Source organism: Schaalia cardiffensis F0333, assembly GCF_005886435.1.
GTDB lineage: Bacteria > Actinomycetota > Actinomycetes > Actinomycetales > Actinomycetaceae > Pauljensenia > Pauljensenia cardiffensis.
In genome coordinates this window covers 1235447-1254948 of the sequence record NZ_CP040505.1, presented here as the reverse complement: position 1 = coordinate 1254948, position 19502 = coordinate 1235447, and the positions used below count along the sequence as shown (strand labels likewise).

The window sequence follows — 19502 nt, the reverse complement described above, 5'->3', positions numbered from 1 at the left end:
CTATTCTTCACCCTTGGCGCAATTCGTTCAGGAAATGAAGAAGATCACGTGTGCGCCTTGCCCGAGGTCTGCTCCTTCACTAGTGTGCGAAAGGGAGCGCGTTCAACGCGGCGAACACTGAGGGAAGAAGAAAGGGTCATGGAAGAGGCTCTCGCACTGATCGATGCACTCGGCGGCATCTCGAACATTGTGGACGTCGAGCCCTGTTCTTTGCGTATCCGCGTCGAGGTGAAGAGTCAGCGCGAGGTCGATGAGGCGGCGCTTCGCATTCCCCCAGTTCTCGCGATCGTCCGTTCGGGCTCCTTCGTTCAGGTTATTGCTGGACCTGAGTCTGAAGTCATCGCCCACAAGATGAGGGAACAGATCTCTTCTCCCTGAGGACTCACTCAAAAGAGTGAAGAGTCGCTTAGTCTTCACCCTTTCCGGGCTCCACCCTCTGCGCTCGTCGCCCGCTTTCGCTTTCGGGCTCGCCAATCGTCGAGCTTGAGCCTGCGAGGGGCACGGAGAATGCTATGGGGCGCCGCGCCTCGCGATCGCGCCAAGCCTGAGCCTATGAGGGGCGGGGGTCTTCAACTCCGAGGAATTTTGAGGAGTAGTGTCTTTTCGTCTCGATATCGACAGATCTGTGTCCCATTGAGGTTTACGTAATAGGATTGTGGAACACAGCCCACACCGAAGGAGTTGATTCGTGGATTACGTCACCCCCGCAGCTGAAGATATCGATGGGTTGAGGACACTCGCAGACAAAAACGGCGTTTCCACCTTCTTCTGGGATTGGTATGGGCAACGTCGCGATGTCAGCGCGCACACCCTGCTCGAGGTGCTCAAATCACTGGGAGTTGGGGTCGGGCCGGAATCGAGTGTGCACGACCTGCACGATGCGCTGGCAGAAGTTGAGAATCGAGAATGGCGACGAGTCCTTCCAGCGACCATTGTCGCTCGACAGGGACAGCGTCGCGAATTTCCCGTTCACGTGCCCGATGGCACCTGGGTGCGGGTGTCGTGGATTGCAGAGGACGGGCGCAGCGGCGAGTGCGTGCAGCTTGACCGCTGGGTGCCCCCTCGTTCAATCGACGGGGCTCTGGTTGGCCGAGCGACCTTCGAGGTTCCCGATCATCTTCCTTCAGGCTGGCATCGTGTCATTGCGACTCTTGAGGGGGGCCAGGTCCACTCGACAACCCTCCTCATCGCCCCCAATCGGTGTCACGGCGGCGCCACCGCCGACGGCAAACGTCGTTGGGGTGTTGCCGCGCAACTGTACTCGACCCGCTCGACGCGCTCATGGGGCCTTGGCGATGCGGAAGATCTCGCGGACTTGGCGGCCCTTGCAGCCGATCGGGGAGCGGACTTCCTGCTCATCAACCCTATTCACGCTTCGGCGCCGATCGCGCCACTCGAGAACTCTCCGTATCTGCCGGTGTCGCGCCGGTGGCTCAATCCGATCTACATCCGCCCGGAGATGATCGACGAATACTCCCACGCCTCCCTCGCCGTGGTCAAGGCAATTGAAGAGCTGCGCGTCCTGGCGAACTCATCGGATACGACCGATGCCCTTGTGGATCGGGATCGCTCCTGGGAGGCAAAGCGCCGGGCCCTTGAGATGATCTTCCCCCTGCCTCGTTCCTATCACCGTGAGGCCCAGTTCCAGCACTTCATCACCGAAGGGGGAGAGGACCTTCGCCACTTCGCCACCTGGTGCGCCCTGGTGGAAGCGAATGAGTCGATGATCCTGCCAGAAGAGGTCGCGTCTTCCTCGATGCCGCAATCGGATCGCGCTCGCCTTGAGCTCGCGGATCGCGTGGAGTTCTGGCAGTGGTGCCAGTGGATTATCGCCGAACAGATGGAGGATGCGCAACGCGTCGCGAAGTCTGTTGGCATGGACATCGGAATGATGGCGGATCTTGCCGTCGGCGTTCACCCTCAGGGTTCAGAAGTGTGGTCGCGAAAGGAGGTCTTCGCGCCCGGGATGTCGGTGGGAGCTCCGCCGGATATGTATTCCCAGCAGGGACAGGACTGGTCGGAGCCACCGTGGTCTCCTCGCGCCCTCGCCGAAGCGGGCTATCAGCCTCTTCGTGACATGCTGCGCGCCTCTTTGAAGAACGCAGGAGCCATCCGAATCGACCACATTCTCGGCCTTTTCAGACTGTGGTGGATCCCTGCGGGGAAGACCGCTGATCAGGGGACCTACGTCTACTACGACCATGAGGCGATGCTCGGAGCTGTCCTCATTGAGGCTGAGAGGGCCGGGGCGGTTGTCATTGGAGAAGACCTTGGCACGGTTGAGCCCTGGGTTCGTGATTATCTGCGTGAACGCGGCGTTCTGGGTACGTCGATCCTCTGGTTCGAGAAGGACGAGGGCGGCTGGCCCCTGCACCCGGAGGCGTACAGGAGAGAGTGCCTCGCTGCGGTGAATACGCATGATCTTCCGCCGACCGCCGGATATATGGCGGGTGTCCAGACAACCTTGCGCCATGAGCTGGGTCTGCTTGTGGATGATGTCGAGTCGGTTCGGGCACAGGATCGTTTGGAACTCGAACAGGTGAGTGCTCGTCTGCGTGAGTATTCTCTGCTGGAGTCGGTCGATCCGAGCGAACGCGAGTTCGTGGAGGCACTTCACGCTTATGTTTCGCGGACGCCGTCTCTGCTCGTGGTCGCAGCCCTCGTCGACGCGGTCGGAGACCGCCACCCGCAAAACCTTCCGGGAACGAACCGTGAGTATCCAAATTGGTGCGTGCCGCTGTGCGACGATGACGGGATTGAGGTCCTGATCGACGCGCTGCCCACTAATCCGCGTTTGAATTCGCTCTTCTCCGTGATGAATGCCGAGATGAAGAACTGAAGAAGCATTGAGGACACGGAGGGGCCCGGATGCGGGGGAAGCATCCGGGCCCCTCCATGTTGACGCTGAAGATCATCTGGGAGCGCGCATCCGGGAGTGCGATTGCCTAGGAGATGCCACATCGCACCACCGGAGTCTCTTTCGAGGGCGGATCAAGGCTTCACTGTGAGGATCGCTTCTCCTTGTCGGGTTTCGGCGCCCACTCCTTTCACAAAGCGGCACTGTGCTCGAGAGGAGAGAACAACGATCGGGACCACGAGAGCACGGCCCGCATCCTTCGCGACTCGGGGGTCCCATCGGATGAGTGGCGCTCCGGCTTCAACCTGGGCGCCGACCTCGCTGAGAGCCTCGAAGCCTCGTCCTTGTAAGGACACTGTGTCGATTCCGATATGGACGAGGACGAGGGGGCCTGCCTCGAGTTCGATGATGAAGGCATGCGGATGCAGTGTCTTCACCGTGCCGGAGACTGGCGCGCAGACATCGCTGGGGCCGTCGGCATGTGCGGGGACAATGGCAATGCCGGGGCCGACCAGTTGATCTGCGAAGACGGGGTCGGGAACGGAACGCAGACCGATCAGGCTACCGTCTAGGGGCGCCTGAATGGTGAAACTCACCGAAGGGCCTCAATGGCGTCGACGATTGCTTCGGTTTCTGGTCCCATCACAACCTGGATGGACTTGTCGACGGCGACGACTCCGAAAGCCCCTGCATCGTGGAGGGACTTTTCGTCGACGGCCTCATCGTCTTTCACTTCAACGCGGATGCGGGTGATACATGCTTCCAGCGCTGTGATGTTGTCCCAGCCTCCAAGGGCTTTCAGGATGGTTTCCGCCTGGTTCATCGCGTCCTCCTCAAAAAGAAAAATGGGGCGTGCGTCACATCAAGGATACTCTGCTTGGTCCGCGTTTGAGGTGCTCAACGCGCAAAAGAAGAAGCGAAGGACAAAGGGTGCATGTCGCTTGAGGCAGGGGAGGATCAGTCGATGAGCCCGAGGAAAGCAAAAGCCTTCGCAAGACCATCATCTTCAAGACAATCTGTCACATGATCCGCGACTTGCACCACCGGCGCAGGGGAGCCGCCCATTGCAATACCCCTTCCTGCGGCGAGGAGGGCTTCCACATCGTTCATGGAATCGCCAATGGCGATCGTGTCCTCAATGTCGTAGCCGAGCCTGTCGGCGACGAGTTTTACACCTGTTCCCTTGGAGATGTCACGTGGAGCGACCTCGTAGACGAGAGTGTCACCGGCACCAACAGAGCCCTCAGTGATTGACAACTCTTCGGGAATCAATTCCCGAAGGCGCTCGGGAGTTGTGATCCCTTTTGAGATGTAGGCCGTGCACTTGGCGGAAGAAGAAGGCACTCCCTCCTTCAGGTAGGGGCTGATCGTTTCGGCGTACACGGCCCAGTCGTTTGGTGCCAAGCCGGCCTTCTCAACGAAAAAGTCCATGAAATCAGGAGAAGGCGCGATCTCTTCGGGGCTCTGCCAGACCCATAGGCCGTTCAGGGATTGCCAGACTTCGCTGACTTCGTGGATCGTTTGTGCTCCGAGGCGACGGTCAATGAGGACCTCTTGATCGAGGGTGACGTAACTGCCTGCGCCCGTCACAGCGCCCGAGAAACCGTAGTCCCAGAGAAAAGAATAGATCTCCGGCATTGAGCGGCCGGTGCACATGATCAGAATGTGCCCCCTCGTCTTCGCTGCCCTCATGGCCTCGACCGCTGAAGAAGGAACCTTTTGGTCCGGGGCGATCAGTGTCCCATCGAGGTCAATGAAGACGAGTTTCGACTCAGGCATCGCGACAATCCCCCGATTCACTCGTTCCGGCGCTGCTCGCCCTCGCGGGTGTGTGGAAGGGGCGAAGCGATGTGATTCCTGCTCCATATTCCCACGAGTCTCCTCTGGGATGCACCTCATGAAGGCCTAAATGCCGAGAACGGAGAAGAGATCGCAATGGGGAGGGGCGCCCGGAAGAATCACGGCTCGAGATAGGCAGAAACGTCGCAAGAATTGTTGGAAAGCGACTATGCGCTGAGGGCGGAAAGATGGATGCCAGACTGTGTGGCAAAGCTCACTCCAATAGGGTGGGTAATGAATCGAGCGGGCCAAATGATTTCAATTTTCCTGCGCCTTGTGTCAGTATGGGGGCTGTCTCATTCAACTGTGAAAGGCACTCTCATGAGTTACCCCTCTGTTCCTTCGACGCCCGCGAAGTCCAAGACCGTCGCGGCTCTTCTCGCTTTCTTCCTCGGCGGCTTCGGTGCGCCGGACTTCTACCTCGGCTACAAGAAGGTCGGCATCATCAAGCTCGTCGTCTGGGCCGTCGGCATGATTCTGTACATGCCGGGCTACGCCTCTTACGTGCAGTCCCTCATGGCTGGGGACCTTTCGGCCGGCCCCGGATTCATGATGATCCTTGGCTCGCTCCTCCTTATGGTCGTCGGCGTCTGGGCGCTTGTCACCTTCATTCAGGTGCTCATCAAGAAGGGCCGTTACGCGACCGACGCCAACGGTCAGCCTCTCGCCTGATCTGATCAACCGCAGAAAGGAGCCGCCATCCTCGCGATGGCGGCTCCTTTCGTCTGCGCAGGAATCTGAGACTCAGGCATCCCGAGGCATGCATGTGCTCAAAATGAAGCGCTCGGCCGTGCCTACGCTACTGCCCCCCTCGTGGAAAACAAGTAGGGGTGACTCGGTTTTCCCCGTTCTGCCCCGTATCCTTGTCGGGATTCAAAATCCCTTGGATTCTCGAGAGTGAACGTGAAGCTGAAAGAAGAGTCAATGTCCGCCACCGCCCCGCTGCTCTCAGTCGTTGTCCCCGCGTACAACTCCCAGGACTATCTTGATCGGGCGCTCGCGACGCTCGTCGATTACAACGACGAGGTTGAAGTCCTCATCGTTAATGACGGGTCGAAGGATGACACCGCGAGAATGGCCGATGAGTGGGCTCTGCGCTACCCGGGAATAGTTAGAGCCATCCACCAGGAGAACAAGGGGCACGGCGGCGCGGTGAATACGGGTATCAGGGCGGCGAATGGTACCCATGTGCGCGTGTGCGACTCCGATGACTGGGTGGATCGCCCGGCGATGAACCGCCTGCTCGATCTCCTGCGCGAAGAGCGCGCCGCGGGCCGTGACCTCGACCTTATCGTCACGAACTACGTCTACGAGAAGCAGGGCAAGGCGCATAAGACGGTGGTCCGCTACCGTAATGTCCTCCCCCAGGGAAAGACGATCACCTGGGAGGAGGTCAAGCCCTGCCGCTACGACCAGTACATGATGATGCACTCGCTCACCATGCGTACCGAGATCCTGCGCCGATCCGGTCTCACCTTGCCCGAGCACACTTTCTACGTCGACTACCTCTACTCGCATACTCCGCTGCCTCTGGTGCGCACGATCCGTTACCTCGATGTCGACCTGTACCGGTACTTCATTGGACGCGATGACCAATCCGTGAACGAGAAGGTCATGATCTCTCGCCTGGATCAGCTCCTGCGTGTGAACCGCGAAATGGTTGCCGCGATGCCCAAGCCCGAGGAGGTGCCTGCGAATCTCTACCGCTACATGGTTCACTATCTGCGCATTAACTGTGTGGTCACGACCGTGATGGCTCAACTCTCGGGCACCCCTGAGCATCTGGAGATGAAAGATCAGATGTGGAACGAACTCGAGGCCACTGACCCCGCGGCTGGCGCAGCTGTCGAGTCGGATCTGCTCGCACGCCTCGCGCGCTCTCGCTCACGCAGGTTCGTCACGGCGGCGTATTCGCTGGTGCGGGCCGTCATGGGATTCAACTGAAGGCTCACAGGCCTAGGCTTCCACTTCATCACTACGACCGGGTGCACGCTCAAGGAGCTCAACTGGCGAATAGGAAAAACTTAGGGCAGGAGTGGCTCAAGTGGCGGGCCTCGGTAGGATCGGACTACCCATCCTCGTGAAAGGACTTCGCAAGTGGATCTCATCGTCGTCGGTTCCGGCTTTTTCGGCCTTACTATCGCACGTCAGGCCGCCGAAGCGGGACGCGCAGTCACCGTCCTCGAACGGCGCGATCATATCGGCGGCAACGCTTGGTCCTCAATCGACCCCGAGACCGGGATCGAGGTGCACCGTTACGGCACGCACCTGTTCCACACCTCGAATGAACGCGTGTGGGCGTACGCGAATCGCTTCACCTCCTTCAACTCCTACCAGCATCGCGTCTATGCGAATCATGGGGGCGTCGTCTACCCTCTGCCGATCAACCTCGGCACGATCAACCAGTTCTTCGCCTCCGCTTACACTCCGGACGAGGCGCGTGCACTCATCGCCGAGCAGGCCGCGGAGCTGGGTGACACAGAGCCCGCCAACCTCGAGGAGAAAGCGGTCAGCCTGATCGGCCGTCCCCTCTACGAGGCTTTCATCAAGGGCTACACGCACAAGCAATGGCAGACCGATCCGAAGGATCTCAACGCCTCAATCATTTCGCGACTCCCGGTGCGTTTCACCTACGATAACCGTTATTTTCGCGATACCCACGAGGGACTGCCCCTCGATGGTTACGCCGCGTGGCTCGAGCGCCTCGCCGACCATGAGAACATTGAGGTCCTCACCGGCCACGACTTTTTCGACGAGACGCACCCCTACTCCAAGTCGAAGGTCGTCGGCCAGACGGGCGTCGTTTACACTGGCGCCCTCGATCGCTATTTCAACTACGAGCTCGGCTCGTTGACCTGGAGGACCTTGGACTTTGAAAGCGAGGTCGTCGACACCCCGGATTTTCAAGGATGCTCGGTCATGAACTATTCAGACGAGTCCGTTCCCTTCACCCGCATCCACGAGTTCGCCCATCTTCACCCTGAGCGCGAACGAACGGGGGCGAAGAACACCTTCATCATGCGCGAATTCTCGCGCTTCGCCCAGGCCGGGGACGAGCCCTACTACCCGGTGGACGGGCCCGCTGACCGCGAGATGCTCGCTGCCTACCGCGATTTGGCGGCGGGGGAGGACAAGGTAGTGTTCGGCGGGCGTCTCGGCTCCTACAAGTACCTTGATATGCACATGGCGATCGGATCGGCTCTTAACCGCTTCGATGAGATCGTGTCCACCTGGTGACGCCAGCTGAATCCCGATCCAGGTCAGGTGTTTCTCCGGGGTGTTCCTGCGGGGATGGGCCACCTCCACTACCCAGGTGCGGCCGGGATATGGAGGTGTTGTCTACGTGGTGGACGCTTTTCCTCCTCTTTACCTTCAATGCGTAGCCTGACTGAAAAATCCCTCAAGAGGAGTTCACCCCATGTCAAGCACCACAGTTTCGGTCGAACAGCCGAAACGCCAGGACACGTGGACCGGGCAGACCGGCTTCCTCCTGGCCGCTATCGGCTCAGCGATCGGCCTGGGCAATATCTGGCGTTTCCCTGGCGTCGCCTACACCAATGGCGGAGGCGCCTTCCTGATTCCCTACCTCGTTGCGATCCTCTTCGTCGGCATTCCGATGCTGTGGCTCGACTACGCCCTTGGTCATAAGTTCCGCGGATCACCCGCCTGGGCACTGCGCCGCATCAAAGCCGGAGGCGAGTTCATCGGCTGGTTCCAGGTGTTCGTGTCCTTCGTCATCCTCACCTACTACGCCGCCGTCATCGCGTGGGGCGTCCAATACACGATCTTCTCAGTCAAACAATCCTGGGGAGACGATCCTTTGACGTTCTTCACTTCTGACTTCCTCCAGGTCGCCGCAGGGGACACCTTCTCCTGGAGCCCCGTCGCTGCAGTCGCGATCCCGCTCGCCCTCATCTGGATCTTCGTCCTGCTCATCCTCGGACGTGGCCTGTCCAAAGGCGTTGAGGCGGCGAACAAGATCTTCTTGCCCCTGCTCGTCGCCCTCTTCCTCATCATGGTGATCCGCGCACTGTTCCTGCCCGGAGCGGTTGAAGGCCTCGATGCCTTCTTCACCCCGCAATGGGGAGAACTCTCCGACCCGCATGTGTGGCTCAATGCCTTCTCTCAGGTCTTCTACTCCCTTTCGGTCGGTTTTGGCATCATGCTCACCTACGCGTCCTACCTCAAGCCGAAGACGAATCTCACGGGCACGGCCCTTGTCGCAGGGTTCGCGAATTCATCTTTCGAGATCCTCGCTGGTATCGGCGTTTTCTCAGCCCTTGGTTTCATGGCGAGCACCCAGGGTGTTGGCGTGTCCGACATTGAGGGCCTGAGTGGTCCGATCCTGTCCTTCGTGACCTTCCCACAGATCGTCTCAATGATGCCGGGAGGCTCGCTCTTCGGCGTCCTCTTCTTCGCTTCTCTCGTCCTCGCCGGCATCACTTCGCTGCTCTCGCTCCTGCAGGTCGTCTCCGGGGGCCTGCAAGACAAGTTCGGATTGTCGCCCGTGAAAGCCGCGATGGCCTTTGGTATCCCCGCTGGCATTGTTTCCGTCTCCCTCTTCGGAACGAAGTCCGGTCTCAACAACCTCGACATCGTCGATACCTTCATCAACAACATTGGTGTCGTCGCTTCGGCAGTGATGATGGCGATCCTTGCTGCGGCCTTCGCGCCGCGTCTGAAGGGACTGCGTGAGCATTTGAATGCGGTCTCCGCAGTGAAGGTCCCCAAGGCTTGGGAGATTCTCGTTGGAATCGTTGTGCCCGCGGTCTTGATCTTCATGCTCTTCTCCGCCATCGTCTCCTACGTGGCGGATGGCTACGGCGATTACGATCAGACGTTCGTGTGGATCTTCGGATGGGGAGCGGTGGGCTTCGTGATCCTTGGTTCGATCATCATGACCCTGTTGCCCTGGAAACACAGTCCCATCAGCCCTGAGGCTCTCGCTCAGATCATTGACGAGGACGAGGCCCACTCGACACTTTCGGAAGGAGAAGCACAGTGAGTGCAATCGCGGTTTTCATGATGGTTGTGACGATCATCCTCGTGTGGGGAGGCCTCGTCGCCTCCACCGTTCTCCTCAAGGTTCTTCCCAACACCTGGGAATCGCAGGAGGAAGAGTCGTCCTCGCACAAGGAGTAGCTGTCGGGGCTCGATGAGTGTCATGAATCGACAGGCGGCGGCCAAGGGTCCTTTCCCTTGGCCGCCGCCGCGTTACTCTCTTGGAAGAATCAGGCACCCACCTTGCGGGTCGCCCAGAAGGCCACAGCTGAGGCTGCGGCGACGTTGAGAGAATCGACGCCTCCCGACATGGGGATTCGCACGACCACATCGCAGGCAGCGATCGTTTTACGGTTCAGACCATCGCCCTCGGTCCCCATGACGAGCGCGACTTTCGCGTCGGGGGCGGTGCACAGTGAGGATTCGACGAAATCCTCAAGGGAGATGGAGTCATCGCAGAGGGCAAGGGCTGCGAGGGTGAACCCTGCTTCGTGGAGCTCATCCGTCGTGGGCCATTCCTCCAGGCGAGTCCATGGGACCTGGAAGACGGTTCCCATGGAGACGCGCACCGAACGCCGATACAGGGGGTCAGCACAACTCGGGGTGACGAGGACCGCGTCCACACCCAGTGCTGCAGCGGAACGGAAGGCCGCTCCGACGTTCGTATGATCGACAAGATCTTCTAAGATCACGATCCGGCGCGCAGGCTCACCTCCTCTGGCGCGTGGGAGGAGTTCGGATACTGTGGGCAAAAGCGGACGCTGCATGGCGGCGAGGGCTCCCCGGTGCAGGTGGAACCCGGTGATCTGACGTAACACATCCTCATTCGCCGTGAAGATCGGCACTTCACCCCCGTCCTCATCACCGATCGCTTCTCGAATGAGGGGCGCAAGCTGGGGGAGCCAACGCTCAGACATGAGGAAGGAACGGGGGGAATGCCCGATCTGGAGGGCGCGCATGATGACATTCGTCGACTCTGCCATGTATAGGCCGCGTTCGGGTTCGAGCTTGGAGCGCAGCGCCACATCTTTCAAAGAGGTGTAGTCGGCAAGACGCGGATCAGCGCAAAGATCGGCACTCACAAGGGGAATGATCACGCGTGTGCCTTCGACAGGGCGCGGTTCATTTCGCCGGGCCAACTCGGCCCTTCGAAAACGAAGGCGGTGAAAACCTCCACGAGGTCTGCACCTGCGGCGAGCATTGCGCGCGCATCGGACTCGCCAAACACGCCTCCGGTGCCGATCAGGATCTGATCGTCACGCAGATGGGAGGCGACGAGGCTGACGACTTCGAGGGCCCTGTCACGCAGCGGAGCGCCAGAGACGCCCCCTTCGCCGAATTCGTGGTTGATTGTCGTATTCGTTGCCACAACGCCAGCGAGGTCGAGTTCCTTCGCCAGCTCGACGATCTGACAGATCTCCTCGTCGGCAAGATCAGGTGCAATCTTGACGAACAAGGGCATGCGGCGCTTGACGGCTGCTTCACAGCCCCGGCGCGCAGCCTCGAGGATGGGACGCAGATGATCAAGGGACTGCAGCTTGCGCAGCCCCGGGGTGTTGGGCGAAGACACATTGACCACCACGAAATCCACCCACGGGGCGAGCACACGCGCACAGTACTCGTAGTCCTTGGGAGCATCCTGCTCCGAGGTGACCTTGTTCTTGCCGATGTTCGCGCCCACGATTGCGGCGCGACCGGCTTTCGACGAGCGCAGCTTCTTCAAATGATCGGCCGCCGCCTTGGCTCCCGCATTGTTGAAGCCCATCCGGTTGCGCAGGCCATTGCTTTCCATGAGGCGCCACAATCGGGGAGCATCGTTGCCGGGCTGGGCTTTCGGTGTGATCGTGCCGACTTCAAGGAAAGCGAATCCGAGTGCACTCAGCCCGAGAACGGCCTGCGCATTCTTGTCCATGCCAGCCGCCAGGCCCACTCGTCCGGGAACGACGCGCTCGCCGATACGGACGAGGCCTGCGTGCGCTGCACGGGCAGGATCTGGCGGATTGAGGTGCCCGATGGTGGCGCGCATGAGGGCGCGGCTTGGTGAACATCGACCTGCTGCGGCGATAAGACCAAGGCCGACTCGATGGGCCATCTCAGGGTCCGAGTATCGGATCAGATTGCGGAACAACCAGGAGTATGCGGCGCGGATCATGACTCAAGATTAGGCGTTTCAGTCCCACCAGATCCACCAGCCGTAGCCACCGCCTTCGAGTGGGAGAGCAAGAAGCTCATCGGGCTCGCCTATTGCGCTGTTCAAAGCGAGTAGGGCACGCAATTTCGGCCACTTGTACAAGACAAGAGGATCAGAGGGGATCGCTTCTGGAAGATCGGGGGCTTGAGGGATCGAAACCCCGTCAACACTGATCCGCTCATCCCAGCGTGGGGGTGCAATACGGTACCCCGAAAGGGTGACGCCGGGTCTTTCGACCGCGAGGCGCAGCAGTTCGCATAGGTAAGGACCGTTGTTCTGCTGGTCGAGGAGAGCATCGGCGGGCATGATCTCCAAGAGGGCCTCGGCCTCCGTGGCGCCGAGGCCTTCGAAGCGTACGAAGTCAGAGGAGTCGGGGCATGAGAGGAAAAAAGGGGTGAGAAGATCAAGGATCCCGAGGCGCTCAGTCCACCCGTAGGTGGAATACAGCGGAGGACGCAAAGGGGTGGTGACGGAAGGGGTCATGGTGTCTCCTTTCAGTGACACCATGGGAACAGATCAGCTCCTTATGAACGAGGACGAGGACATGGTCCCTGTGGATGGGGCCACTCGCCCTCGCTACCTGTGCATGAGACTGCGGCAGAGGAAGGAGATGAGGAGGAGACAGGACTTAGAAAAGGCGAGGAGACAGGCCTCAGCCTTTGTTCTTCACACCGGGGAATTCACCGCGAGCCACGAGGGGACGGGGGCTGCGCCAGCGACGCGCCATGATCATGCGCGAATAGCAGTAGTACCAGGAGCCCTTCGGGATCTCCTCATTCGGGAAACGCTTCTTGAGCAGCTTCTTGAGTCGCTGCCACACGACAACGCCCTCGAGGATTGAAACAGCGAAGAGCGCGTACAAGGTGCCGGTCACGGAGACCATGACCCAGGTGCCGATCGTCTCCTGCCAAGAGGGGACCAGGGAAGCGGCCATCATGGCGACGAGGAAGAGAACCATCACCGGCAAGAGGAACTCTGAAAGAGTCCATCTCGCGTCGATCGAATCGCGAATGAAACGACGCACCTGCCCCTTGTCGCGCAGGGGGAGGTAGCGCTCATCGCCGGTCCTCAAAGCAGTCTGCTCGCGCTGGAAGGCGGCGTCGCGTTTGGCGCGGGCAATGCGTTTGGCTTCTTTACGATCAGCGGGGACGAGGGGCTTGGAGTTTCGCGCCTGCGCCTGCTTACGGGTCGGCGTCGGACGCCCCTTCCTCTGGGATTGTCGGGTCTGGTCCGTATCAGCCACCTGGGATCTCCTCGTGCCACTCGTCAGCATTCAACCCCACAAGGCTAACCGATGAGCGCAGCGAAGCCACCTCGAGTCCACTACTCTGACCCTATGTCCGACAACACTTCTGCATTGACCCGTGACCTGCTCGACTCAAGACTCGAAGGGATCTTCGAGGCCATTCTCGATGAACTGCGAGACATCGTTGCAATCCCCTCCGTCTCCTCCGACCCGGCCCATGCCGCTGATCTTGAGGCTTCGGCCCTCCACGTGCGCGATCGTTTCATTGCCACGGGCTTGGACGCGAAGATCTTGCGGGTCACGACCCCCGAGGGAATCGAAGGCAAGCCCGCAGTTGTCGCCAGGACGAAGAAGATCGAGGGTGCGCCAACGGTTCTTCTCTACGCCCACCACGACGTCCAACCGTGTGGGGATGTTTCTCGCTGGTCCTCTGATCCTTTCGTCGCCGAGGTTCGCGGCGACCGGATTTACGGGCGCGGCACTTCCGATGATGGCGCGGGAATCGCAGTGCACTTGGGGGCCCTGCGCCTCCTCGGTGACGAGTTGCCCGTTAATGTCGTCGTCTTCATTGAAGGCGAAGAAGAACTCGGCTCCCCCTCTTTCACGACTTTCCTTCAGACCTACAAGGAAGAACTGCAAGCCGATGTCATCGTCGTATGCGATTCGGACAATTGGAAGGCCGGAGAGCCTGCTGTGACCTCCTCCCTGCGAGGCAATTCGGTCGCAACGGTCGATGTGACGATCGCGGATCACGCCGTCCACTCGGGAATGTTCGGCGGCCCCATGCTCGACTCCGTCACCTGCGCCTCAATGCTCATCGCTTCCATGTACGACGAGAAAGGTGATCTCGTGATCCCCGGGCTCGGCGGGACCCTTGAAGCGGATGTGGAGTGGTCTGAGGAAGAGTTCCGGGCCGCAGCGGGCCTGCTTGAGGGCGTCGAACTTGTCGGCACGGGGGATCTTGCGGCTCGAGTGTGGACCAAGCCCTCCGTCTCCGTCATCGGTTTCGATGCGTGTCCCGTGTCTGAGGCGTCCAATACGATCGCCCCACACACGCGCTTCAAACTCTCCATGCGCGTCGTTCCCGGCGTCGACCCGCACGAAGCGATGGACCGCCTCGTGGAGTTCCTCGAATCCCATGCTCCTTTCGGGGCGAAGGTCGAGGTCACTCCGAACGAGTTCGGCCCCGGCTACCAGGCCGACATGAACTCTGCACTGACGGGGCTTTTGCACGAGGTCTTGAGTGAAGCCTGGGGCGTCCCCTCGGTGAACATCGGCGTGGGCGGCTCTATTCCCTTCATCTCCGACTTCCAGCGTCTCTTCCCCGATGCCGAGGTCGTCGTCACCGGTGTTGAAGATCCATTGACGAACGCCCACTCCGAGGACGAATCGCAGTGCATTTCCGATCTTCGCGCCGCGATCCTCGCTGAGGCGATGCTCCTGACTCGCCTCGCGTCCCAGTGACACGCCGAGTCCTCATCGCCGGGCATTGGTCCGGGGGGAGTCCCGCTTCATCGACGGCGCTTGCCGCTTTAGAAGAGTTCGGCAGGGGTTTCCTCTCCTCGGCTGTGCACTGGGAAGTGGAGTTGATCCCCTTCGGACCCGGCTCGGCTTTCAAAGAAGCTGTCAGAGGACCAGGATCTTCCCGCTATGCCCCGATTGTCGTTCCCGATGATGAACAGGGGAGCGCCTGGGCGGGCAGAAAAGCCAGGGAAGCACTGGAACTCGGCCTTGTCCCCATCCTCGAAGGGGGGCATCCCCACTCTCTCGACTGCGGAATCGGGTTCATTTCAAGTCTGAGCGGAATCGAGGTGTCGGATTCTTCGACGCTCGAGCAGACTCTTCCCCGTGCTCTCTCGACGGCCCGGCAGATCCTTGCAAGGCGCGACATGATCGCGGCAGCATCCACTCGCCGTCCCCTCCTGGGATTGTCCTCCGTCCTCGCAGTCGATCCTGAGCTCAATGCTCGAAGTGTGCAGGACAGGGGATTGACGTCCCTGCTCACCCGCCTTCTTTCCTGCTCTGAGGAGAAAAGCCTTCCTCTTCTGGACTCAAGGACCCAGTCGAGGGGGGCTGGAAGAATCCCCGGATCGGGGGCCGGTGGGGGAGTCGGTGCGATGGTTCACGCCATCGGAGGCAGGATCATCGATACGGGCCTCTTCTTGCGCACCCTCCTCCGCTTGGATGAGCGCATTGCGGATGCGGACCTCGTCGTCGTATTCGAAGCGAAGCTGCACTCGCCGAATCTGTCCGATTCCTTCCTCGACGTGATCTGCGATGCTGCCGCGCAGCATGCCTTGCCGGTCGTCGCAATCGGAGAAGAGTCCTCATTATCAGCACATGAGCGCGCACAATGGGGACTCAATGGGCAGTTCATCACCGAAGGAAAACTCAGCCTGTTCCAAGCGGGGGTCCGCATCGCCCAGACCTGGGGGCGCTGAGAGCTGGGCACTGATCACAGCTCTTGACCTTCGAGTGAGACGTGGACTCGATCACGCGGGCATCTCATCTCCGCTTGCGACATGGCATCGAATTGGTGAGGCACATAGGGTGGGACACCGAAAGAGTGAAGTCGAAATCGATTGGAGCATCATGTCCGACACCGGTATCGAAGCACCCTCGCACGAGGTCCTCATCACCGAGGTCGCAGCTGCGAAGGTCAAGAGCCTTCTTGCTCAGGAGGGCCGTGACGATCTGCGCCTGCGCATCGCCGTTCAGCCCGGCGGCTGCTCCGGCTTGATCTACCAGCTCTACTTCGATGATCGCCTCCTCGACGGCGATGCCCTCCGTGACTTCGACGGCGTTGAGGTCGTTGTTGACCGCATGTCCGTTCCCTACCTCAATGGGGCGACGATCGACTTCGCTGACTCGATTGAGCGTCAGGGGTTCACCATTGACAACCCGAATGCGCAAAACACCTGCGCCTGCGGAGAATCCTTCCACTGAGCTGATGAATCCACGCGTGAAGATCGCCGCCGCTGCGGCCCTCGTCCTTGCTTTGACGACGAGCCTGTCGGCCTGCGGTACCAACACTGCGCAATCCGATGCGCAAAGCTCCCAGTCCTCCCTGCAATCCGAAGGCTCTGCCATCCCCGAGGTGGACCGGAGCGGGACAGCGAATTTCCCAGATGTGACCGGCGGATTTGGCGAAGACCCGCAGATCTTTGCAGGTCAAGGACAAGCCCCTTCGACGGTCGCGGTGAAAACGATTCACCAGGGCGAGGGTGCCGAGATTTCCGTCGTGGATAGCCTCGTCGTCAACTATGAGCTCGCGCTCTGGGATGGCACGAAGATCGAGTCCTCCTTCGAGAACGGAAGAGCAGCGCTCTTCTCCCTCCAAGAGGTTATCCCCGGGTGGACCTACGCTTTGGAAAAGCAGCATGTCGGCGACCGTGTCGAGATCGTCGTCCCAGCTCAATGGGGCTACGGAGACCGCGCCTCGGGACAGATCCCTGCGGGCTCAACCCTCGTTTTCGTCGTTGATGTCATCGACTCTTCGGCGAATGTCGCCATTGACGAATCCCTCCAATCGCAAGGAACCCCGACCGGCGAAGCACTTCCCGAGGGAGTGACCGTCGAGGGCGAGCCTGGCGCGGAACCGACAGTGTCCTTCGCCCAGGGAGCGAGCGCACCGAGCGGAAATAGCCGCACCCTGCTCGTCCAGGGCGCGGGTCAGACCATTGTCGAGGGCGATTACGTCCTGTATCGCGCGGTAGGTGGCCCTTTTGGCTCGAATGAGCAGATCAACTCCTCGTGGGCGTTGAAGCCTCAGCTCATTAATGCGATGCAAGCGGATCTTGTTGGACAGTCCGTCGGCTCCAGGCTCGTCTTTGTTCTCGGCGCAGGAGCGAATGAGCAGCAGGGTGCGATTCCCACCCTCATCGTCTTGGACATCGTCGGGATTCTCACAGTCAACTGAAGTGTCTCGTGCAGTGCGGGCGTTCACCGTCAGTGGTGAGCGCCCGCACACGCGTACAATGGGCACGGTTGTCGACCTGTCCGATAGGTCCAGATCACAGGAGTGCACATCAGTGAGTGAGAATACCGTTCGCGTCCTCGTTTTCAGCGGCGATGCCACCAAGCGTCACGCCGTCATTACCGGTGTCGGGCGTCGCGCCTCGAAGAACTCTGCGCTGATCGAATGGTCTGAAGCCGCCACTCCTTTTGGCGCGAAAGAACTCGTTGAATCACACGACTTCGCGCTCCTCGTCCTCGATGCTGAAACTCAAAAAGAAGGCGGAATGTCCCTCGCGCAGGAACTGAAGAATACGATGGAGGATGTTCCTCCGATCGTGTTTCTCACGGCGCGTCAGCAAGACGATTGGCTGGCGAGCTGGGCTGGAGGCGCAGCCGCTATTCCCGATCCTCTCGATCCCCTCGTCCTTCAAGAAACGATCGCGCAACTCTTGGAGAATGCCGACTGAGCCTCTCCTCGATCACTGAGCAGCGCCCCTTCAAGGCGTGTGAGGAGCTTCGATCAGCGCGCACAGGGTACTGCGGCGAGAAGGAAATACACAGGCAGCGCCTTGAGGGCACCTTTCATGCGCCCCTCGGTGCTACTACTTTTGGGTTTTCGCGCTCAGGACTTATGAGTTTTCGCGCGCGGGACTGCTGAGTTTTCGCGCTCGGGACTGCGTTCAGTGGGCTGCGAGCGGGAGAAAGGCTGAGGAATGGAGCCTGAGGGGGTGTGCGGATAGCGGCCGCGGGGCAGGGGCCGTGCATACTTCAGCAGATCACTGACCGAGCTCATCCCATTGGGCTGCATGAGTTGGACCAAAGCCTCCAGGACGTGCCAGGTGGCGCGCGCATCGGCGAGGGCCCGGTGGGCATGTCCCGGATCGACCTTGAAATGTGAGACGAGGGTCGAGAGCTTGTGGTTGGACACCAGGGGGCGGGGCAGAGCCAGACGCGCAAGAGCCAAAGTATCGACAACCCCGCTTTTCGGCCAGGGGATCTCTAAGCGCCGGGCTGCTCGCTTCAAGAACCCCAAGTCGAAGCTTGCGTTGTGGGCGACGAGGAGCGGGGGAGTTGTACTGAGGAGCCCGGACCAGGTGAGGAAGCTGGGCAGGACGCGTTCAATGGTCTCGGCCTCCTCGACCATGGATTGAGTGATGCCCGTTAAAGAAGTGATTCGTGGGGGGATCGCCTGCATGGGGTTCACCATTGATTGGAACTCGTCACGGATACTTCCCCCGCTGACGATAATGGCGCCGATTTCCGTGATCCGGGCGCGGGCTCCCAGTCCGGTGGTTTCCAGATCAACGATGAGGAAACTCGCATCCTCGATTCTTTGCTCAAGTCCGGGCAGTTCAAGGAGCATCGTGTCGGCGCGTTGAGCTTCACCCACAAGACTGGGCGCTTGTGCACGAGCGAACGCACGAGTGTCCGATGCAACGATTCCTCCGCTGGACTGTGACTGCGCAGGAGCGGAATTGGGCATACAGTGGATTCTAATCCCTCGACCAGGCTCCGACTCCGTGGAGGAACAGTGGCGTTCTATCAAGCATTGAAGGCGACCGGTGGTCCAGTTTTGAAGGCTGCGTACAAGCCGTGGATCCGTGGCAAGGAGAACATCCCCGACACAGGTGCGGCGATCCTCGCATCCAATCACAACGCCGTGTGGGACTCCGTGTTCCTGCCGATGATGCTCGACCGTGAAGTCGTGTTCATGGGCAAAGCGGACTATTTCACGGGAACCGGCGTGAAGGGCTGGGTCACCAAAGAGTTCATGCGCGCCGTCGGCACGATCCCGGTGGACCGCTCCGGGGGGCGCGCCTCCGAAGGGGCTATGAAGGCGGGCCTTGACCGGCTCGGACGCGGAGAACTCTTCGGGATCTACCCCGAGGGGACGCGAAGCCCCGATGGGCGCCTCTACCGGGGCAAGACTGGTGTCGCCCGCCTCGCTCTCCTCTCCGGGGCCCCCGTCATCCCGGTCGCGATGATCGGTACTCACGCCGCCCAGCCGATCGGCCAGAAGATCCCCTCGCGCACGAACATCGGAATGGTGATCGGTCAGCCCCTCGACTTCTCGCGATACAAGGGATTGCACAAGGACCGCTACGTCCTGCGCGCCATTACGGACGAGATCATGTACAACCTCATGCTCTTGTCCGGCCAGGAGTACGTGGACGCCTATGCCGCCGATGTGAAGGCGAAACTCGCCGAAGAAGGCAAGTTCGACGGGCCCGTCCCCTCGAATGGGCGTCCCGCTCCTGGCGGAAGAAGCGCCCCCATCGTTGAGGTGCCAACGAGGCCGGAAGACCAGCCCGAAAAGCCCCTCGAATCAGCGGATCCCGCTCAGTCCTGACCCAGGTTTTCTGCCCCTACACAGGACCTGCGGCCACGTGTTTTGAAGGCGCGTCCAGGTA

The 19502-nt window shown here is 60.4% G+C and carries 21 protein-coding genes; 13 read left to right on the top strand and 8 right to left on the bottom strand.

Features of this window, described 5'->3' with window-relative positions:
• The first annotated feature begins 138 nt into the window (after positions 1-138).
• Together FFA61_RS05210 and malQ are read left to right on the top strand one after the other, a co-directional pair.
• The gene (locus FFA61_RS05210) at positions 139-378 is read left to right on the top strand and encodes a PTS sugar transporter subunit IIB (RefSeq protein ID WP_040314332.1); all 240 of its coding nucleotides are present in this window, start codon (positions 139-141) and stop codon (positions 376-378) included.
• A gap of 310 nt (positions 379-688) precedes the next feature.
• The gene (gene malQ, locus FFA61_RS05205) at positions 689-2839 is read left to right on the top strand and encodes a 4-alpha-glucanotransferase (RefSeq protein ID WP_005964189.1); all 2151 of its coding nucleotides are present in this window, start codon (positions 689-691) and stop codon (positions 2837-2839) included.
• Between the two features lie 152 nt (positions 2840-2991).
• Here malQ and FFA61_RS05200 read toward each other — a convergent pair whose 3' ends face one another.
• The 3 genes from FFA61_RS05200 to FFA61_RS05190 all read right to left on the bottom strand — a co-directional run bounded on the left by FFA61_RS05200 (position 2992) and on the right by FFA61_RS05190 (position 4636).
• Positions 2992-3453: a PTS sugar transporter subunit IIA gene (locus tag FFA61_RS05200; RefSeq protein ID WP_005964187.1), complete on the bottom strand. Its 462-nt coding sequence runs from the start codon at positions 3451-3453 to the stop codon at positions 2992-2994.
• Positions 3450-3680 (bottom strand): PTS sugar transporter subunit IIB, encoded by a 231-nt coding sequence (locus tag FFA61_RS05195; protein ID WP_005964185.1) that lies wholly within the window; start codon positions 3678-3680, stop codon positions 3450-3452. The genes FFA61_RS05200 and FFA61_RS05195 overlap by 4 nt, the downstream gene beginning before the upstream one ends.
• 134 nt (positions 3681-3814) lie before the next feature.
• The gene (locus tag FFA61_RS05190; RefSeq protein WP_005964182.1) at positions 3815-4636 is read right to left on the bottom strand and encodes an HAD hydrolase family protein; all 822 of its coding nucleotides are present in this window, start codon (positions 4634-4636) and stop codon (positions 3815-3817) included.
• A 381-nt stretch (positions 4637-5017) separates the two neighbouring features.
• Here FFA61_RS05190 and FFA61_RS05185 point away from each other — a divergent pair, with 381 nt between their 5' ends.
• The 5 genes from FFA61_RS05185 to FFA61_RS05165 all read left to right on the top strand — a co-directional run bounded on the left by FFA61_RS05185 (position 5018) and on the right by FFA61_RS05165 (position 9838).
• A complete protein-coding gene (locus FFA61_RS05185; RefSeq protein WP_005964179.1) occupies positions 5018-5368 on the top strand; it encodes a TM2 domain-containing protein in 351 nt (116 codons plus the stop codon).
• A gap of 252 nt (positions 5369-5620) precedes the next feature.
• The gene (locus tag FFA61_RS05180; RefSeq protein WP_040314150.1) at positions 5621-6640 is read left to right on the top strand and encodes a glycosyltransferase family 2 protein; all 1020 of its coding nucleotides are present in this window, start codon (positions 5621-5623) and stop codon (positions 6638-6640) included.
• Between the two features lie 153 nt (positions 6641-6793).
• Positions 6794-7933, top strand: a complete 1140-nt coding sequence (glf, locus tag FFA61_RS05175) for a UDP-galactopyranose mutase (protein ID WP_005964173.1) — start codon at positions 6794-6796, stop codon at positions 7931-7933.
• Positions 7934-8114: 181 nt separating this feature from the next.
• Positions 8115-9701, top strand: a complete 1587-nt coding sequence (locus tag FFA61_RS05170) for a sodium-dependent transporter (protein WP_005964172.1) — start codon at positions 8115-8117, stop codon at positions 9699-9701.
• On the top strand, positions 9698-9838 hold the full coding sequence (locus FFA61_RS05165) for a methionine/alanine import family NSS transporter small subunit (protein ID WP_005964170.1): 141 nt from the start codon (positions 9698-9700) through the stop codon (positions 9836-9838). Before FFA61_RS05170 ends, FFA61_RS05165 begins: the two co-directional genes overlap by 4 nt.
• A gap of 89 nt (positions 9839-9927) precedes the next feature.
• On the opposite strand, the gene FFA61_RS05160 is transcribed toward FFA61_RS05165, so the two are convergent.
• The 4 genes from FFA61_RS05160 to FFA61_RS05145 all read right to left on the bottom strand — a co-directional run bounded on the left by FFA61_RS05160 (position 9928) and on the right by FFA61_RS05145 (position 13131).
• Positions 9928-10794, bottom strand: coding sequence for a TrmH family RNA methyltransferase (locus tag FFA61_RS05160; RefSeq protein WP_005964167.1), 867 nt, complete (start codon positions 10792-10794; stop codon positions 9928-9930).
• Positions 10791-11849, bottom strand: a complete 1059-nt coding sequence (locus FFA61_RS05155) for a quinone-dependent dihydroorotate dehydrogenase (protein WP_005964164.1) — start codon at positions 11847-11849, stop codon at positions 10791-10793. The genes FFA61_RS05160 and FFA61_RS05155 overlap by 4 nt, the downstream gene beginning before the upstream one ends.
• A gap of 18 nt (positions 11850-11867) precedes the next feature.
• Entirely contained in the window at positions 11868-12371 is a 504-nt protein-coding gene (locus FFA61_RS05150; protein ID WP_131247337.1) for a hypothetical protein, read from the bottom strand.
• A gap of 169 nt (positions 12372-12540) precedes the next feature.
• Positions 12541-13131 carry a DUF3043 domain-containing protein gene (locus tag FFA61_RS05145; RefSeq protein ID WP_131247335.1) on the bottom strand — a complete coding sequence of 197 codons (591 nt, stop codon included), beginning with the start codon at positions 13129-13131 and terminating at the stop codon, positions 12541-12543.
• A 93-nt stretch (positions 13132-13224) separates the two neighbouring features.
• Here FFA61_RS05145 and FFA61_RS05140 point away from each other — a divergent pair, with 93 nt between their 5' ends.
• The 5 genes from FFA61_RS05140 to FFA61_RS05120 all read left to right on the top strand — a co-directional run bounded on the left by FFA61_RS05140 (position 13225) and on the right by FFA61_RS05120 (position 17558).
• The gene (locus FFA61_RS05140) at positions 13225-14598 is read left to right on the top strand and encodes a M20/M25/M40 family metallo-hydrolase (protein ID WP_005964156.1); all 1374 of its coding nucleotides are present in this window, start codon (positions 13225-13227) and stop codon (positions 14596-14598) included.
• Entirely contained in the window at positions 14595-15575 is a 981-nt protein-coding gene (locus tag FFA61_RS05135) for a glycerate kinase (RefSeq protein WP_005964153.1), read from the top strand. Before FFA61_RS05140 ends, FFA61_RS05135 begins: the two co-directional genes overlap by 4 nt.
• Positions 15576-15726: 151 nt before the next feature.
• Positions 15727-16080, top strand: coding sequence for an iron-sulfur cluster insertion protein ErpA (gene erpA / locus FFA61_RS05130; protein WP_040314324.1), 354 nt, complete (start codon positions 15727-15729; stop codon positions 16078-16080).
• Between the two features lie 4 nt (positions 16081-16084).
• Complete coding sequence (locus tag FFA61_RS05125) at positions 16085-17053, top strand: FKBP-type peptidyl-prolyl cis-trans isomerase (protein ID WP_005964147.1); 969 nt, start codon at positions 16085-16087, stop codon at positions 17051-17053.
• Between the two features lie 112 nt (positions 17054-17165).
• On the top strand, positions 17166-17558 hold the full coding sequence (locus tag FFA61_RS05120) for a response regulator transcription factor (protein WP_040314149.1): 393 nt from the start codon (positions 17166-17168) through the stop codon (positions 17556-17558).
• A gap of 155 nt (positions 17559-17713) precedes the next feature.
• On the opposite strand, the gene FFA61_RS05115 is transcribed toward FFA61_RS05120, so the two are convergent.
• Positions 17714-18574, bottom strand: coding sequence for a 3'-5' exonuclease (locus tag FFA61_RS05115; RefSeq protein ID WP_051057865.1), 861 nt, complete (start codon positions 18572-18574; stop codon positions 17714-17716).
• A gap of 48 nt (positions 18575-18622) precedes the next feature.
• Between FFA61_RS05115 and FFA61_RS05110 the strand changes: the two genes are divergently transcribed.
• Positions 18623-19441, top strand: coding sequence for a lysophospholipid acyltransferase family protein (locus tag FFA61_RS05110; RefSeq protein WP_005964138.1), 819 nt, complete (start codon positions 18623-18625; stop codon positions 19439-19441).
• The last annotated feature ends 61 nt before the right edge of the window (positions 19442-19502 follow it).